Source organism: Cognatishimia sp. 1_MG-2023, assembly GCF_030548175.1.
Classification (GTDB): Bacteria; Pseudomonadota; Alphaproteobacteria; order Rhodobacterales; family Rhodobacteraceae; genus Cognatishimia.
Genome location: NZ_JAUORX010000007.1, coordinates 66,942 through 82,974, shown reverse-complemented (window position 1 = coordinate 82,974; position 16,033 = coordinate 66,942). Strand labels below are relative to the sequence as shown.

The following is a 16,033-nucleotide window of genomic DNA, read 5'->3' as shown; positions in this document are numbered from 1 at the left end:
AGCTGGCTTAACCGATAGCTGCCGCTTTTACATCGTTGTCGATGTAAGGAACGTATTGCTCAAAGTTGTCAGAGAACATCTGAACCAGCTTCGCCGCCTGCGCGTCATAGGCTGCTTTGTCGTCCCATGTGCGACGTGGGTCTAGCAGAACCTCTGCAACGCCCGGCACAGTGACAGGAACTTCGAAACCAAAGTTCGGGTCTTTGCGGAACTCAGATGTTGCCAGCGAACCGTCCAGTGCAGCGGTCAACAAGGCGCGTGTAGCCTTGATCGGCATACGAGAGCCAGTGCCATACGCGCCACCAGTCCAACCAGTATTCACCAACCAGCAAGTCGCACCGTGCTTCGCGATCTTTTCACGTAGCAAGTTGCCATACACTTCTGGGCGGCGCGGCATGAACGGCGCACCAAAGCAGGTAGAGAATGTTGGCTCAGGCTCAGTAACGCCACGCTCTGTGCCAGCAACCTTGGACGTAAAGCCCGATAGGAAGTGATACATCGCTTGCGCAGGTGTCAAACGAGAGATCGGAGGAAGAACACCAAAGGCATCACATGTCAGCATAATGATGTTCTTTGGGTGACCGCCAATCGCAGTTTCAGACGCATTCGAAATATAGTGCAGCGGGTAGGCACAACGCATGTTGGCTGTCAGGCTGTCGTCTTCGAAATCCAATTCCTTGGTTTCTTCGTCGAACACCATGTTTTCGATGACTGTGCCGAACTTGGTTGTTGTCGCGTAGATCTCTGGCTCTGCTTCTGGGTTCAGATTGATCGTTTTCGCGTAGCAACCGCCCTCGAAGTTGAAAGTACCTTGATCAGACCAGCCGTGCTCGTCATCGCCGATCAAGATACGATCAGGGTCAGCAGAGAGCGTGGTTTTGCCTGTACCAGACAGACCAAAGAACACAGCAGTGTCCACTGGATTGCCTTTGGCGTGATTGGCAGAGCAGTGCATCGGCATGATGCCTTTTTCAGGAAGCAAGTAGTTCAGCAAAGAGAAAACAGATTTCTTGTTTTCGCCTGCGTACTCTGTGCCGCCAATCAGGATCATCTTACGATCAAAGTTCAATGCAATCACAGTTTCTGTGCGGCAGCCGTGCTTTGCCGGATCAGCAGAGAAGCTTGGGCAGTTGATGACTGTGAAATCGGAAACGAAATCGTCCAGATCTTCGCGATCCGGGCGACGCAGCATTGTGCGGATGAACAGGCCATGCCACGCAAGCTCGGTCACCATGCGCACATTGATAGAGTGACGCGGATCCGCACCACCAACCAAATCCTGCACGTGGTAATCCTTGCCCTTCATATGGGCGAGCATGTCTTCGTAAAGTGCGTCAAACCCTTCTGGGGTCATTGGCGCGTTGTTTTCCCACCAGATCGTGTCTTTGACACTATCTGTTTTCACAACAAATTTGTCTTTCGGCGAACGACCAGTGAATTTCCCAGTCGTTGTTAGGAAGGCGCCACCGTTACCAAGTGTTCCTTCGCCGTTCTTGAGCGCTGTCTCTACGAGCGCTGGCTCCATGTAGTTGTAATAGACATTTCCCAGACCTTCGATTCCTTGATCTTCGAGGCGGAACTGCGGGTTTACCCGTCCAAATGTCATTATTCTAACTCCTGTAGCCGCGCTGGTGCGGCGGTCCTTAATCCAAACTTGGGGGTCTCACCCAAGCCTGTACGGTCACATAAGCATGGCCGATAAATGGGCTATTAACACGGGCTTTCTGAGCTTGAATAGGGCGCTTTCGGGTCGTTAGCGCAATCAAATGCATGTTAACGCAAACGAATTGAAACAATCGAACCAAGGTGTTGCAGATTAGCGCCCGGTTAAGCATTTCTGGAAAAAATGAGTGCGCTAACGGTGTGATTCGCTGTTTGGGATTGATTGATCGGCGAAAAACGGCGCATAATGGACGAAAAAATAGCAATAAGAGCAGTATAAAGGAATTTACCAATGTCCAAGATCGCTTTGGTGGACGACGACAGGAATATCCTGACGTCAGTCTCCATGACTCTTGAGGCGGAGGGTTTCGAAGTTGAAACCTATAACGATGGCCAGCAGGCACTGGACGCGTTTAACCGCAAACTCCCCGATATGGCTGTGCTGGACATTAAGATGCCCCGCATGGACGGCATGGACCTTCTGCAACGCTTGCGTCAGAAGACATCAATGCCAGTGATCTTTCTCACATCCAAGGATGATGAGATCGACGAAGTGCTTGGCCTACGGATGGGTGCTGACGACTACGTCAAAAAACCATTTAGCCAGCGTCTGCTCGTTGAACGCATCCGTGCATTGCTGCGCCGCCAAGAGGCACAGAATGGCACAATCGTTGCGGGCGATACTGAAGACACCAAAATTATGGAACGCGGCGAACTTACGATGGACCCGCTGCGCCACTCTGTAAGCTGGAAAGGCAAAGACGTTACTTTGACAGTAACCGAATTCCTTCTGCTTCAAGCGCTCGCGCAGCGTCCTGGTTTTGTTAAGTCACGTGATCAGCTGATGGATGTCGCTTACGACGATCAGGTCTATGTGGATGACCGGACAATCGATAGCCACATTAAACGTTTGCGCAAAAAGATGCGCACAGCGGACTCAGAATTCTCCGCGATTGAGACGCTGTATGGCATCGGATATAGGTATAACGAAGAGTAATGGCGTTAGCCGAAAACATAAGTGCAGGCAGCATGTCGCAAGGGCGAGAAGGCGATGTCGTCCTTGGGGACGACTGGGTCGCACCAGAATCTACTGTTGAACGGGAAATGCGGGGGCGTCGCGAACGTCGCCGCCTGACGCCGTTAAGCCGGTCCCCACTGGCGCGGAAAATCATAACATTCAATCTGATCGCTTTATGCTTCATGGTTGCCGGAATTCTGTATCTGAATTCCGCGCGTGCAAACTTTGTGGATCAACGCAGTGAAAGCCTGCGTTCCGAAGCACAGTTGATTGACGGCGCCATAGAAGTGCAGATGCCAGCAGGTGCGCCAGTGAACCTGATCACCGGCGACGGTGTCGATGTCGAGGCAACCCTCACAAAGCTTCCTTTGCGGGCGGGCACTCAGGTCCAAGTGATCGACACAGCTGGTAATTTGATTGCGGTGAATAACGGTGCCGCTGTCGACCAAACAAATGAACGGTCTACGCCATTAACCGATGCTCTCAGTGGATTGGGCAGCATATTCGGTGGCAAAAGCGAAACAAGCACTGCCGAAGGGGATGCAGCCTTAGATGCAGAAATCGCTGCTTTCGCGGAACGCGCGCTGAACGGCGAGACATCCTTTGTCACCCTAAGCAATGCGAATGATGAAACGATCTTCGCGGCAGCCTCGGTTCTTGAACAAGCCGGTCGCGCCGTGGGTGTCGTTGTGATGACCAGCGCAGCGGGCGAGGTTGATGCCTTGGTACGCGAGCAACGCGAACGCGTGTTACAGATGTTCCTCGTGGCGATTGTCATCTCTGTTGGGCTTTCTGTTGTGTTGGCCTCTACCATTTCCAACCCTCTCAGCGATCTTGCGGCGGCGGCGGAAATTGGTCGTGACCGTGATGCGCGGCAAGTCAATCCGGGGCGAGTTCGCATCCCTGATCTGACAGCACGCCCAGACGAAATTGGCCGCCTCAGCAGCGCGCTGCGTGGCATGGTTGGCGCATTGTACGAACGGATCGACAACAACGAACAGTTCGCAGCCGACGTTGCACATGAAATCAAGAACCCACTCGCCAGCCTACGGTCGGCCGTCGGTTCATTGCGTATGGTGAAGCGCGAAGATCACCGGGAAAAGCTGTTGGACGTCATCGAACATGACGTGCGCCGCTTGGACCGTCTTGTCAGCGACATTTCAAACGCATCCCGGTTGGACGCAGAGCTGGTCAAAGAAGACGAGGAACTCTTCAACCTCGTCAACATGATCGGCAACCTCACGCAATACCTTGGCGAGGACGCAAAGGTAAAAGGCATCGACTTTATCTCTGACCTTCCGGGTAAACCGATTGAGATTACGGGCCTCGAGGCACGCCTTGCACAGGTCTTTGTGAACCTGATCACGAACGCGATCAGCTTCTGCGAAGATGGCGACGCGATCCGCGTTTGGGTGCGTAAACGTCAAAACCGCGTTCTTGTTGTCGTCGAAGACACCGGTCCGGGCATTCCTGATCAGGCGTTGAATAAAATCTTCAACCGCTTCTATTCAGAACGCCCTGAGCATGACTTTGGCAATAACTCCGGCCTCGGCCTCGCGATTTCCAAGCAAATCGTAGAAGCCCATGGCGGTGTGATCTGGGCGGAAAACATTCGTCCGACAGAGGCGGATATTACGTCTGAACCACTCGGCGCACGTTTCGTCGTAGGTTTGCCAATCTAAGAAATGCCGAAGCCAATTCCTGAATCACAAAGGCCGTCCCCGAAAGGAGGCGGCCTTTTGCATCCAATCACCGTCCATGCTTCCTGTGTTGCCCTGCAAGGTAAAGCCGCCTTGATCCTAGGTGCATCCGGCAGCGGCAAGTCCACTCTGGCATTGGAGCTAATGAGCAGAGGCGCGCAGCTCGTCGCAGACGACCAAACGCAACTCTTACTAAAGGGCGATACCCTGATCGCCTCCGCTCCAGATGCAATCAAGGGCAAGATAGAGGCGCGGGGCGTTGGTATTCTCAATGCAGATCCGGCGCCAGAAACACCGGTGAAACTGGTGATTGACCTGGATCAGACCGAAGACCACCGACTGCCACAGTGGCACACAATCGCGCGATTTGGGGTTACGCTTCCCTTGCTATTTAATGTACCGCACCCACATTTCGCTCCTGCAATACTGCAATATCTGTCACATGGACGAAGCGAATAAATATGACACAAGCCCCTTCTTCGCCGCCGAAACATCGACTGGTTCTCATCACTGGCCCTTCTGGTGCCGGGCGCTCCACTGCGATTAAATCACTCGAGGATTTGGGCTTTGAAGCGATTGATAATCTGCCCTTAGGCTTGGTGGAACGGCTGTTTGTGGGCCAGCCCTTGCAGCGACCACTCGCATTGGGCTTGGATACGCGAAATCGCGATTTTTCACCGCAAGCGTTGTTGGACCTGCTTGAACGCCTTGATGCGCAGGATCCAGAGCTTTTGTTCCTCGACTGCAATCGCGAAATCTTGCAGCGCCGATATAGCGAAACGCGCCGTCGGCACCCGATGGCACCCAGCGAAAGCGCGATTGTTGGCATCGACCGTGAAAAAGAGATTTTGGTGCCCCTTCGTGACCGCGCTGATGCCTTGATAGATACATCTGAACTAACCGTTCATGGGTTACGGGACGCGCTTGGCCGCCAATTCTCCAAGACTGGTGGGGGCAAGTTTCTAGCCATCACCTTGACCAGCTTCAGCTACAAACGCGGCTTGCCTCAGGGCTTAGATATGGTTCACGATTGCCGCTTTCTGCGGAACCCTTATTGGGAGCCTGCATTGCGTGAATTTGATGGCCGACATTCGGCTGTCGCCGACTACGTCAGCCAAGACAAGAGATTCGCGACTTTCCTGCAAAAGTTGAATGATTTTATGGAGTTTCTCCTTCCGGCGTATCGCGACGAAGGCAAAGCACACCTCAGCATTGGCTTTGGATGTACTGGGGGGCAACACCGCTCGGTTTTTGTGACAGAAAAACTGGCAGAGGCCCTTGCGCAACAAGGCTGGCGGGTGTCAATTAGGCATCGCGAAATGGATCGACACGAAGGGAGGAGCGTGTCTGGGTCCAGCAATGCTGGTAGCGGAGTAGCAAAAGCGTGATCGGAATCGTTATCGTGGCCCATGGTGGGCTGGCGCATGAATATTTGTTGGCGGTCGAACATGTTGTCGGCACCCAAAAAGGCATCCGCGCCATAACCATCAAAGCCGATTGCGACCGTGGCTCTAAGCAAGACGAGATTTGTGTTGCTGCAAACGCCGTTGATCAGGGTGATGGCGTTGTCGTCGTAACCGATATGTTCGGCGGATCTCCCAGCAATTTGTCCCTAAGGGCCTGCGCACCCGAAAATCGCCGTATCGTCTATGGCGCGAACCTTCCGATGTTGATAAAACTGGCCAAAAGTAGGCATCTTTCCGTGCCGGATGCAGTGCGTGTGGCACTGGATGCGGGGCGAAAATACATAGACAGCCAGAATATCAAAACGGACTAATGAATTCATGCCAGATACCAATCTACGTATCCTGAAAATCGTGAACGAAAAAGGCTTGCATGCACGGGCATCCGCAAAGCTGGTCGAAGTCGTCGAAGGATATGACGCCACGGCAGAAGTTTCCAAGGATGGGTTGAGTGCGGGCGGTGACAGTATTATGGGATTGCTGATGCTTGCAGCGTCACGAGGTACGGAGATAGAGATTCGTACCAATGGTCCTGATGCTGGGGCGCTAGCAGATGCGATTGAGACATTGGTCGCGGATAAGTTCGGAGAAGGCTTCTGATAGGCCCTCAAAGGGCTTTCAGAGTTTTGTGTACCGGGCAGGAAGTTGAGCGTGTTGGATAAGTCTTCGCAAGTTAAGGGCTCCTCTGAAGAAGAGGGTGAAACGTACGACCGCCGTACGTTAACCTACGCGCATTCTTTTGATAACAATTGGACATCTACCATCATCAAAACCATTGAATGGTTTACCGGTAAGATCCCGATTATTCGTATGGTTAATAAGTTTGAGCGCATGAATGCCGACCACCGTGGTCAGGCCTTCTGGAAAGGCGCTCTGGGCGTCATGGGCGTGACGCTGGAAACCCCACAAGAGCAGATCGAAAATATCCCTCAAGACGGCCCTGTGGTCGTTGTGGCCAACCATCCGCATGGTTTGGTTGATGGAATGGTTTTCGCAGAGTTGATTGGCCGCGTGCGCGAAGATTACCGTATTCTGACCCGCTCTGTTTTGACCGGGCTGGACGAGGCCGCGACATCTTTCATGATCCCCGTACCGTTTCCACATGACCCTGATGCGCAACGCAAAATGGTCGAGATGCGTTCAAAAGCAATGTCTTATCTCAAGGATGGCGGCGTCGTGGCGTTGTTCCCATCTGGGGTTGTTGCCTCTTCTGACACCATGTTTGGCCCCGTGCATGAACGTGAATGGAATGTATTTACCGCGCAGATGATCCGCCGCTCAGGCGCGCGTGTTGTGCCTATTTTCTACCCGGGTGAAAACACACGCATGTACCAAATCGCCAACCGCATCTCTGCGACCTTGCGGCAGGGCCTTTTGTTGCGCGAGATTGTAAAGACCTGCAATCGCCCACAAAAACCTGTCATCGGTAAACCACTAACGGATGAGCAAATGGCGATGCTGCATTCTGATCCACGCGGCTTTATGGCGTGGCTTCGGGATCATACGCTAAATTTGCCCAACAATCCTGACGCGACTTAACGCGTCGGGACAGGCGTCTCGCCGCGATAGTCATAAAATCCACGTTTAGATTTGCGCCCCAACCAGCCAGCTTCAACATATTTGGTCAGCAAGGGGCAGGGGCGATACTTCGTATCGGCCAGACCGTCATGCAGCACGTTCATGATCGCCAAGCAGGTGTCTAATCCAATAAAATCAGCAAGTTCCAGCGGGCCCATTGGGTGGTTCGCGCCAAGCTTCATGGCGTTGTCGATCGACGCGACGTTGCCCACGCCCTCGTATAGGGTGTAGCAGGCTTCGTTAATCATTGGGATCAAGATCCGGTTCACGATAAAGGCCGGGAAATCTTCGGCAGAGGCTGCGGTTTTATCTAGCTTCTCAACGATACCCAGACAGGTCTGATAGGTCTCATCATCGGTCGCAATGCCGCGGATCAGCTCTACCAGTTTCATCAGCGGAACTGGGTTCATAAAGTGAAAGCCCATGAACTTTTCTGGGCGATCTGTACGGCTGGCAAGGCGCGTGATCGAAATAGAAGAGGTGTTTGAGGTCAGGATCGTATGCGGCTGAATATGCGGCAAAAGACCTTCGAAAATTTTATACTTAATTTGCTCGTTTTCGGTCGCGGCTTCGATAATCAGGTCAGTTTGACCCACTTCGGCCTGCGCAAGCGTCGTAGAAATACGCGACATCGCCACATGTTTGTCGTCCGCAGTGATCAATTCACGGCCGACCTGACGTTCCATATTCTTATCAATCCGTCCAACAGCAGCATCAAGGCTGTCCTGAGAAATGTCATTCAAAACAACGTTATAGCCTGCCAGAGACATGACATGAGCAATACCATTACCCATTTGTCCTGCGCCGATGACGCCAACTGATTTGATTTCCATTTGTCTGATCCTCTTGCCTCTAGCCGGACTTTACGCGGGGTAGCAGGGCTTTCACAAGAGCTGCAGGCCCATACAAGTTTATCAAAATTCGCACCTTAAGTTTTTCGCAACGGGAATCGCCCAAATTCCTGAATGGGTGAGTAAAATTTAGGTGGGTGAAATGTCTATTACGGACAGAGAACACCGTGCATTGGATTATCGTCCGTGCCGGTACGGGGCGTCGCGCATTAACTTTCGTGGTCCTAAGAGGGAACTAAAAGGCCGCTATATCGCATTTTTGGGTGGGACAGAGACATATGGTAAGTTCATACAGTCGCCGTTTCCCAATTTGGTCGAACAATCGCTAGGTGTGCCATGCGTGAATTTCGGCTGTGTGAACGCGGGCTTAGATGTGTTTTTACACGATTCTGACGTGCTGGCCGCCGCCGCAGGGGCCGAAGTGACGGTGGTCCAAATTCTAGGTGCGCAGAATATGTCGAACCGATTTTACCGCGTGCATCCGCGCCGCAATGATCGGTTCGTGACGGCCTCGGCCCTAATGCAATCGGTGTTTCGCGACGTAGACTTCAGCGAGTTTAGCTTTACGCGCCACATGCTAAAGGGGCTATCGGACCAAGCGAGCGACAGGTTTTCTTTTGTACGCGAAGAACTCAGAGGGGCATGGTGCGCCCGGATGAAGACGTTGCTAGATCGGCTCCCGGGGCGCAAAATCCTGCTGTGGTTTGCCGAACATAGCCCGCCGTTGCAGTTGCCCAAATCAGCGATCGGCCATGATCCCCTATTTGTGGATGCCACTATGATCGAGGATTTAAGGCCATTGGTTGATGGGGTGGCGCAGGTGCAGCTTAGCGGCTCTGCCAAGGGCGCGGGCACTGCTGGAATGCGGTATGGCGCTATGGAAAAACCGGCCGCCAAACAGATGCTTGGACCTTTAGCACATGAAGAAGCGGCGCGTGTTCTTGTTAACCAATTGGGGCCACTATTAACTAAATCGCAAAGAAAAAGGCCCGTCTGAACGGGCCCTTAACAATCACTAAATCTGGAAATTCGTACGTTTCAGCGCTTGAAACGTACGATTCGTTTAACCGAGTTTTTCAGTCAGTGCGGGCACTGCTTCGAACAGGTCAGCAACCAGACCAAAGTCTGCAACTTGGAAGATCGGTGCTTCTTCGTCTTTGTTGATCGCGACGATGATTTTGGAGTCTTTCATACCAGCCAAATGCTGGATCGCGCCGGAGATACCAACAGCGATGTAAAGGTCCGGAGCAACCACTTTGCCGGTCTGACCAACTTGCCAGTCGTTCGGGGCATAGCCCGAGTCAACCGCGGCACGGGATGCGCCAACAGCGGCACCCAGTTTGTCAGCCAATGCAGAGATGATCGCAAAGTCTTCTTCGGAACCAACACCACGACCACCAGACACAACAACACCCGCAGATGTCAGTTCTGGACGATCAGATTCAGCAACCTTGTCTTCGACCCATTCAGACAGACCTGGGTTTTCTGCGGCACCGATGGTGTCAACAGAAGCCGCGCCGCCTTCGCCCGCTGCGTCAAAGGTCGATGTCCGGATGGTCATGACTTTTTTCGCGTCGGTGGATTTCACAGTTTGGATCGCGTTACCGGCGTAAACAGGGCGCTCGAATGTGTCGCCGTCTACGATGGCGGTCACTTCAGAGATAACCATTACGTCCAACAATGCCGCCACGCGGGGCAGGATGTTTTTCGCGTCAGTGGTTGCCGGGGCAATGATGTGATCATAGTCGCCTGCTAGGGAAACGATCAACGCAGCCGTTGGTTCCGCAAGACGGTGACCCAAGGATGCGTCTTCGGCAACCAATACTTTGGACACGCCGTCGATTTTCGCAGCAGCTTCGCCTGCTGCAGCTGCAGTTGCGCCAGCGGCCAAAACGGTTACGTCGCCGAGTGCCTTTGCAGCGGTCACAGCTTTTGCAGTTGCGTCCAGTGCCAGTTCACCAGCGGTGACTTCAGCTAGAAGAAGTACAGCCATTATACAGCCCCCGCTTCTTTAAGTTTCTCTACAAGCTCATCAACAGAGCCCACGATGATACCTGCGGAACGTGTCGCTGGCTCTTCGGTTTTGACAACCTGCAAGCGTGGGGTCACGTCAACGCCCAGATCAGCAGCGGTCTTTTCGTCCAGCGGCTTTTTCTTGGCTTTCATAATGTTTGGCAAAGACGCATAGCGCGGCTCGTTCAAACGCAGGTCAGCGGTGACGATCGCTGGCAATTTGACAGAGATGGTTTGCAAACCGCCGTCTACTTCGCGTGTGACTTTTGCGTTGTCACCTTCGATGTCGACTTCGGATGCGAATGTCGCTTGGGACCAACCCAGTAGCGCAGACAACATTTGGCCAGTGGCGTTCATGTCGTTGTCGATGGCTTGCTTACCTGCAATCACCAGACCTGGCTGCTCTTCTTCGATCACTTTCGCAAGGATCTTGGCAACGGCCAGTGGCTCGATGTCTTGGTGCACGTCATCTGCCGCAACCACAAGGATCGCGCGATCTGCACCCATCGCAAGGGCTGTGCGCAGTGTTTCTTGTGACTGTTTCACACCGATGGAAACCGCAACAACCTCGTCAGCCTTGCCTGCTTCTTTCAGACGAATGGCCTCTTCGACAGCAATTTCGTCGAATGGGTTCATAGACATTTTCACATTGGCGAGATCAACACCGCTGCCGTCCGCTTTGACGCGGACCTTCACGTTATAGTCAATCACGCGCTTGACAGGTACGATGACCTTCATAGCGGTAAACTCCTAAGATGGTGCGAGCCGTGGTCGACTCGCGCAAAAAGCTCTCTGGGCTTTGATAGCCGTTCAGGCGGGGCAGAAACAGGCGAAAATCGTCACAATGTGGCGTCAGGACGTCGCGTTTTTTCAGAATATTTCGTGTTCACTGGCGAAAAGTTTGGTGGTGCCGCTAACAGTTAGCGGTTTGCGCCAGGCACCCAAAGCACATCTGTGGTGCCGTTTTCATTGGCGATCCGGGCAGCGACAAAGAACCAATCTGACAGGCGATTAAGATAGGTGATCACATGCGGGTTCACTTCGGCATCTGTGGATAGATCAGTCGCAAGGCGCTCGGCACGGCGGGCAACGGTACGGCAAACATGCAGATGTGCCGCAAGCGCAGAGCCACCCGGCAGGATAAAGCTGCGTAGCGGTTCCAGATCGGCGTTCATTGCGTCGATTTCGGATTCGAGCCGTTTGACTTGAGCCTCGACCATGCGCAGGGGCGGGTATTCCGCAGTCGCATCGCTGGCCAAATCAGGGCGACACAGGTCAGCGCCAAGGTCGAATAGATCGTTTTGGATCAGTGCCAGCAGATCATCCATATCACCCGATGCCGCCAAACGGGCGACACCAACAAAGGCGTTCAGCTCGTCAGATGTGCCATATGCATTCACACGGGCGTCGTGTTTGGCAACGCGATCCCCATTGCCAAGGGCAGTGGTCCCCTTGTCGCCGGTGCGGGTGTAGATTTTGTTTAGAACGACCATATCAGCCTCCGTTACGTAGCAAAACAAAGGCAAGGATCAGCAGAACAGCCACGAACTGTGCCGCGATGCGCAGGCGCATGATTTTATTCGCGTACTTCCGGTTAAACTCCCCGCCCTTAGCAAAGCCACCAATGCCGACCATCAAGATGATCAGAACAGCGACAGAGGCGATGGCGGCCACGATAAACAGAGGGTCTTGCAACATGGGACATTCCTTTTGGTCTTATGCCCTAGATAGCGTTTGAATTCCAAAAGACGAGGGGCGAAAATGCCGCGTTAGCCTTTGGCGATTAACCAATCTAACGCGCGGGTCGGGAAAAGTCGACGCAAGGCCCCCATCAGATAGGTTGGGGTGGTCACATAATAGCGTGGGCGCGGGCGGCCGGACGACAGCGCGTGGCGCAATTTCCGCGTCACGGCTTCGGGCGCCAATTCAAACGGATCAGGACCGCGGCTTTCATACAGGCGCTTTAGCAGACTGGATTGGTATTGCTTTGCACGGGGCGAATCCTTCCAGTTGATCCACTTTTCAAAATGCGGAATGGAATTGACGCGAATTTTGGACGTAACCGGGCCGGGTTCCACCAGAATGATATGAATAGGCGTGTCGCGCATTTCGATGCGCAGCACATCGGTTAATCCTTCTAACGCGTATTTCGTGGTGACATAGGCACCGCGCCAACGCGCGGGTACAAACCCCAGAACAGAAGAGTTGTTGATAATCCGCCCATGACCTTGGGCGCGCATCACGGGGATCGTTTGGCGGGTCAACTCGTGCCAGCCAAAAACATTTGCCTCAAACACAGAGCGCAGCGCATCTGTTGGCAAATCCTCAACCGCGCCGGGGATGGCAAAGGCGCCGTTGTTAAACAGCGCGTCCAATGTGCCGCCAGTAGCCGCTAATACGCTGGCCAAACCCTCGGTGATGCTTTGCGTGTCTTGATAGTCAATGCGCGGGCTTTCGAAACCCAAGGCGCGCATCTTTTGGCAATCCTCTTCTTTGCGACAAGAGGCAAAGACGCGCCAGCCATCGGCCTTTAGCCCAAGGGCCGCGTGATAGCCGATGCCCGAAGAGCATCCCGTAATAAGAATGGATTTCTGTGTCATGTTCGCCTGCCGCTGCTTTTAGCGCAGCCTATGCCGGGGCAGGGCTAAGGGGCAATCGAATTACTCGTCGATTTTTGCCAAAAGCTTTGCGGACATCCAGCCAATGCGACCAGACTCCAGAACTTGCAGTTTCACCCAACCAAGACCGGGGTCTTGCAGCACTTCAACTTGGGAATCTTGCACCAAGGTCGCGATCACAGAATAATCCGTGCCCGGACCATTTCGCATATTCACACGTGTGCCGGTGACAATGCGAAAATCAATGCTGCCTGCAGACTCTTGGGCCAAGCTAAACACAGGCTTGGTCGCAGAGGTATCAGCCCGCGCCACCGTTTCGGATGGGCCAAGCTTGGTGCGTTCCGCCGTTGGCGTTGGTTTCGGCGCGCCGACCAAACGTGTGGTTGGCACAGAAGAGGCCAAAGTCACAACAGCATCGTCTTGTTGTGGAGCAAATGTTGTCGCAGCAGATGCTGGCTCTTGCGCTGGGGCAAGTTCGGCAACGGTCACGTCAGCGGCAGCCGCTGGGTTTGCAGCGGCGGGCGTAGGTTCCGACAGTTTCTGTGCTGCCGGATCAAAATCGGACCCGCCGCTCAACTCATAAAACGCCCACCCCATAAAGAGGAATGACAATACGATATACTTTACCACTTACCCAACTCCCACATATTCGCTGGCGACTCATACGCCGTTGAACATCACAAATTGACTATACTGCGTTTAGACTTTGGCGGTCTGGCGGAAAAAATCAGAAGTTTTCCCCGTAACCTCGCTTGTCGGGAAATAGACGGGCCTGTATCACTTTCATATGAATGATATTGTTGATGAAGATGCTGTTCCGTCGCATGAGGTTAATGAGACCCTGCGCCGTGCCATTGGTGACCGCTATCTAACCTATGCTTTAAGCACGATTATGCACCGGGCCCTGCCCGATGCGCGGGACGGGCTAAAGCCTGTTCACCGCCGAATCTTGTATGCGATGAGTCGGTTGAAATTGGCGTCGAACGGAAAGTTCCTGAAGTCGGCCAAGATTTCCGGTGACACCATGGGGGATTTCCACCCGCATGGGGACGCGGCGATTTACGACGCGATGGCGCGTTTGGCGCAGGATTTCAACGTGCGCTATCCGCTGGTCGATGGTCAGGGTAACTTTGGCAACATTGATGGCGATAACCCAGCGGCCTCTCGATATACAGAAGCCCGGATGACCTTTGTCGCCGAGGCCATGCTGAACGGTCTGGATGAAAATGCCGTAGATTTCCGCGACAACTACGATGGCCGCCTGACAGAGCCGGTTGTGTTGCCGTCCGAATTCCCAACCTTGCTGGCCAATGGGGCCGCCGGGATTGCGGTGGGCATGGCAACCAACATACCGCCACATAACATCGCGGAACTGGTGGATGCCTGTCTGCATCTGATCAAAACGCCAGACGTGCGGGATGATACGCTGCTGAATTACGTGCCCGGCCCGGATTTCCCGACCGGCGGCGTGATTGTGGAACCCAAAGAGAATATCGCGAACGCCTATCGCACCGGCCGCGGCTCTTTCCGCCTGCGCTGTAAGTGGGAGGTCGAAGACCTTGGCCGTGGTCAATGGCAGATCGTTGTCACCGAGATCCCGTATCAGGTTCAAAAATCCAAGCTGATCGAAAAGATCGCTGAACTGATCCAGGTGAAAAAGGTGCCAATTCTCGCGGATATCCGCGATGAATCAGCCGATGACATCCGGGTGATCCTTGAGCCACGCTCAAAGAACGTCGAACCCGAAGTTCTGATGAACATGATGTACCGCAACAGTGACCTTGAGGTGCGGTTCAGCCTGAACATGAACGTGTTGATTGATGGCGTTACGCCAAAAGTCTGCAGCATGAAAGAAGTGCTGCAAGCCTTCTTGGATCACCGCCGCGAAGTTCTAAAACGCCGCTCTGAGCACCGCGTTGAAAAGATTGATCACCGCTTAGAGGTCTTAGAAGGTTTCATCATCGCCTTCCTGAACTTGGATCGCGTGATTGACATCATCCGCTATGACGACGCACCAAAACAGGCCTTGATGGCACAGGAATGGGGCGGCGATTTCGTACGCGCCATGTCCGAAGACGATTATGTCTCGCCGCTGCCTGCCAAGGGCGAGGGCGAGCTGACCGAGGTTCAGGCCGAAGCCATCCTGAACATGCGTCTGCGCAGCTTGCGTCGTTTGGAAGAGATCGAACTGGTCAAAGAGCGTGACGCCCTGATGGAAGAGCGCGCAGGCCTTGAAGATTTGCTCGCCAGCGATGGGTTGCAATGGTCTAAGATCGGCGAACAGCTAAAAGAGACCAAAAAGAAGTTTGGCAAAGATTTCGACGGCGGCGCGCGCCGCACTCAATTCGCCGAAGCGGGCGAAGTCGAAGACGTGCCAATCGAAGCCATGATCGACAAAGAGCCGATCACAGTTGTCTGTTCGCAAATGGGCTGGATCCGGGCGATGTCAGGCCATATCGACCTGACCCGCGAGCTAAAGTTCAAAGATGGCGACGGGCCAAAGTTCATCTTCCACGCGGAAACCACGGATCGTCTGTTGGTCTTTGGCACAAACGGACGGTTCTACACCCTCTCTGCGGCCAACCTTCCTGGCGGGCGCGGCATGGGTGAGCCACTGCGCTTGATGGTCGATCTGCCAAACGAGGCCGAGATCCTCGATATCTTCACCCACGAGGCCGACCGCAAACTGCTTGTCGCCTCTTCTGCAGGTGACGGTTTTGTTGTGGCCGAAAACGAAGTGCTCGCGCAAACCCGAACAGGGAAACAGGTTCTGAACGTGCGTGGTGACACCAAAGCGCTGATCTGTAAGCCGGTCTTTGGCAACGCAGTGGCCTGTGTGGGGGAAAACCGCAAGGTGCTGGTGTTTGACATCGACGAATTGCCAGAAATGGCGCGCGGCAAAGGTGTGCGTTTGCAGAAATACAAAGATGGCGGGCTAAGTGACGCCACGACATTTGTGATGGAAGCAGGCCTAAGCTGGAAAGACCCAGCCGGACGAACGCGCACCGAAACCGAGCTTGCCGAGTGGACAGGCAAGCGTGCTGGAGCAGGGCGGATGGCCCCACGAGGTTTCCCAAGAGACAATAAATTCAACTGATATTAAGATGACCCGGTGCACGATGCGTCGGGT

At 53.8% G+C, this 16,033-nt stretch carries 17 protein-coding genes; 9 read left to right on the top strand and 8 right to left on the bottom strand.

All coding sequences use genetic code 11. The features are described from left to right. Nucleotides 1-7 precede the first annotated feature (7 nt). A complete protein-coding gene (locus Q4544_RS12800) occupies nt 8-1,606 on the bottom strand; it encodes a phosphoenolpyruvate carboxykinase (protein ID WP_303506854.1) in 1,599 nt (532 codons plus the stop codon). A 348-nt stretch (nt 1,607-1,954) separates the two neighbouring features. Here Q4544_RS12800 and Q4544_RS12795 point away from each other — a divergent pair, with 348 nt between their 5' ends. From Q4544_RS12795 to Q4544_RS12765, 7 genes are read left to right on the top strand one after another with little or no spacing between them, the layout of a single operon-like run. Beyond that, nucleotides 1,955-2,659: a response regulator transcription factor gene (locus Q4544_RS12795; RefSeq protein WP_303506853.1), complete on the top strand. Its 705-nt coding sequence runs from the start codon at nt 1,955-1,957 to the stop codon at nt 2,657-2,659. A 32-nt stretch (nt 2,660-2,691) separates the two neighbouring features. Beyond that, nucleotides 2,692-4,362, top strand: coding sequence for a sensor histidine kinase (locus tag Q4544_RS12790; RefSeq protein ID WP_303506852.1), 1,671 nt, complete (start codon nt 2,692-2,694; stop codon nt 4,360-4,362). A gap of 57 nt (nt 4,363-4,419) precedes the next feature. After that, complete coding sequence (locus Q4544_RS12785) at nt 4,420-4,839, top strand: HPr kinase/phosphorylase (protein WP_303506851.1); 420 nt, start codon at nt 4,420-4,422, stop codon at nt 4,837-4,839. Between the two features lie 2 nt (nt 4,840-4,841). Then, nucleotides 4,842-5,768, top strand: coding sequence for an RNase adapter RapZ (rapZ, locus tag Q4544_RS12780; protein WP_303506850.1), 927 nt, complete (start codon nt 4,842-4,844; stop codon nt 5,766-5,768). After that, the gene (locus tag Q4544_RS12775; RefSeq protein WP_303506849.1) at nt 5,765-6,157 is read left to right on the top strand and encodes a PTS sugar transporter subunit IIA; all 393 of its coding nucleotides are present in this window, start codon (nt 5,765-5,767) and stop codon (nt 6,155-6,157) included. Before rapZ ends, Q4544_RS12775 begins: the two co-directional genes overlap by 4 nt. 7 nt (nt 6,158-6,164) lie before the next feature. Continuing rightward, a complete protein-coding gene (locus Q4544_RS12770) occupies nt 6,165-6,443 on the top strand; it encodes an HPr family phosphocarrier protein (RefSeq protein ID WP_303506848.1) in 279 nt (92 codons plus the stop codon). A 51-nt stretch (nt 6,444-6,494) separates the two neighbouring features. After that, nucleotides 6,495-7,382, top strand: a complete 888-nt coding sequence (locus Q4544_RS12765) for a lysophospholipid acyltransferase family protein (protein WP_303506847.1) — start codon at nt 6,495-6,497, stop codon at nt 7,380-7,382. Here the strand turns inward: Q4544_RS12765 and Q4544_RS12760 are convergent. Further along, nucleotides 7,379-8,254, bottom strand: a complete 876-nt coding sequence (locus tag Q4544_RS12760; RefSeq protein ID WP_303506846.1) for a 3-hydroxybutyryl-CoA dehydrogenase — start codon at nt 8,252-8,254, stop codon at nt 7,379-7,381. The genes Q4544_RS12765 and Q4544_RS12760 overlap by 4 nt on opposite strands. Before the next feature lie 160 nt (nt 8,255-8,414). Here Q4544_RS12760 and Q4544_RS12755 point away from each other — a divergent pair, with 160 nt between their 5' ends. Further along, nucleotides 8,415-9,269 carry a DUF6473 family protein gene (locus tag Q4544_RS12755; RefSeq protein WP_303506845.1) on the top strand — a complete coding sequence of 285 codons (855 nt, stop codon included), beginning with the start codon at nt 8,415-8,417 and terminating at the stop codon, nt 9,267-9,269. A gap of 66 nt (nt 9,270-9,335) precedes the next feature. On the opposite strand, the gene Q4544_RS12750 is transcribed toward Q4544_RS12755, so the two are convergent. The 6 genes from Q4544_RS12750 to Q4544_RS12725 form a co-directional block, all read right to left on the bottom strand. After that, on the bottom strand, nt 9,336-10,265 hold the full coding sequence (locus Q4544_RS12750; RefSeq protein WP_303506843.1) for an electron transfer flavoprotein subunit alpha/FixB family protein: 930 nt from the start codon (nt 10,263-10,265) through the stop codon (nt 9,336-9,338). Continuing rightward, nucleotides 10,265-11,023: an electron transfer flavoprotein subunit beta/FixA family protein gene (locus tag Q4544_RS12745; protein WP_303506842.1), complete on the bottom strand. Its 759-nt coding sequence runs from the start codon at nt 11,021-11,023 to the stop codon at nt 10,265-10,267. Before Q4544_RS12745 ends, Q4544_RS12750 begins: the two co-directional genes overlap by 1 nt. A 182-nt stretch (nt 11,024-11,205) precedes the next feature. Further along, nucleotides 11,206-11,778, bottom strand: a complete 573-nt coding sequence (locus Q4544_RS12740; RefSeq protein ID WP_303506840.1) for a cob(I)yrinic acid a,c-diamide adenosyltransferase — start codon at nt 11,776-11,778, stop codon at nt 11,206-11,208. 1 nt (nt 11,779) lies between these two features. Next, nucleotides 11,780-11,983, bottom strand: coding sequence for a twin transmembrane helix small protein (locus Q4544_RS12735; protein WP_303506838.1), 204 nt, complete (start codon nt 11,981-11,983; stop codon nt 11,780-11,782). A 71-nt stretch (nt 11,984-12,054) separates the two neighbouring features. Further along, on the bottom strand, nt 12,055-12,885 hold the full coding sequence (locus Q4544_RS12730; RefSeq protein ID WP_303506836.1) for an SDR family NAD(P)-dependent oxidoreductase: 831 nt from the start codon (nt 12,883-12,885) through the stop codon (nt 12,055-12,057). A gap of 60 nt (nt 12,886-12,945) precedes the next feature. Beyond that, complete coding sequence (locus Q4544_RS12725; protein ID WP_303506834.1) at nt 12,946-13,533, bottom strand: SH3 domain-containing protein; 588 nt, start codon at nt 13,531-13,533, stop codon at nt 12,946-12,948. A gap of 157 nt (nt 13,534-13,690) precedes the next feature. Here Q4544_RS12725 and Q4544_RS12720 point away from each other — a divergent pair, with 157 nt between their 5' ends. Beyond that, nucleotides 13,691-16,000 (top strand): DNA topoisomerase IV subunit A, encoded by a 2,310-nt coding sequence (locus tag Q4544_RS12720; protein WP_303506832.1) that lies wholly within the window; start codon nt 13,691-13,693, stop codon nt 15,998-16,000. Nucleotides 16,001-16,033 lie beyond the last annotated feature (33 nt).

Coding starts and splice junctions, on each gene's coding strand:
- Q4544_RS12795 (WP_303506853.1), top strand. CDS start 1,955: ATGTCCAAGATCGCTTTGGTGGACGACGACAGGAATATCCTGACGTCA.
- Q4544_RS12745 (WP_303506842.1), bottom strand. CDS start 11,023: ATGAAGGTCATCGTACCTGTCAAGCGCGTGATTGACTATAACGTGAAG.
- Q4544_RS12800 (WP_303506854.1), bottom strand. CDS start 1,606: ATGACATTTGGACGGGTAAACCCGCAGTTCCGCCTCGAAGATCAAGGA.
- Q4544_RS12740 (WP_303506840.1), bottom strand. CDS start 11,778: ATGGTCGTTCTAAACAAAATCTACACCCGCACCGGCGACAAGGGGACC.
- Q4544_RS12735 (WP_303506838.1), bottom strand. CDS start 11,983: ATGTTGCAAGACCCTCTGTTTATCGTGGCCGCCATCGCCTCTGTCGCT.
- Q4544_RS12720 (WP_303506832.1), top strand. CDS start 13,691: ATGAATGATATTGTTGATGAAGATGCTGTTCCGTCGCATGAGGTTAAT.
- Q4544_RS12730 (WP_303506836.1), bottom strand. CDS start 12,885: ATGACACAGAAATCCATTCTTATTACGGGATGCTCTTCGGGCATCGGC.
- Q4544_RS12790 (WP_303506852.1), top strand. CDS start 2,692: ATGTCGCAAGGGCGAGAAGGCGATGTCGTCCTTGGGGACGACTGGGTC.
- Q4544_RS12760 (WP_303506846.1), bottom strand. CDS start 8,254: ATGGAAATCAAATCAGTTGGCGTCATCGGCGCAGGACAAATGGGTAAT.
- rapZ (WP_303506850.1), top strand. CDS start 4,842: ATGACACAAGCCCCTTCTTCGCCGCCGAAACATCGACTGGTTCTCATC.
- Q4544_RS12770 (WP_303506848.1), top strand. CDS start 6,165: ATGCCAGATACCAATCTACGTATCCTGAAAATCGTGAACGAAAAAGGC.
- Q4544_RS12755 (WP_303506845.1), top strand. CDS start 8,415: ATGTCTATTACGGACAGAGAACACCGTGCATTGGATTATCGTCCGTGC.
- Q4544_RS12750 (WP_303506843.1), bottom strand. CDS start 10,265: ATGGCTGTACTTCTTCTAGCTGAAGTCACCGCTGGTGAACTGGCACTG.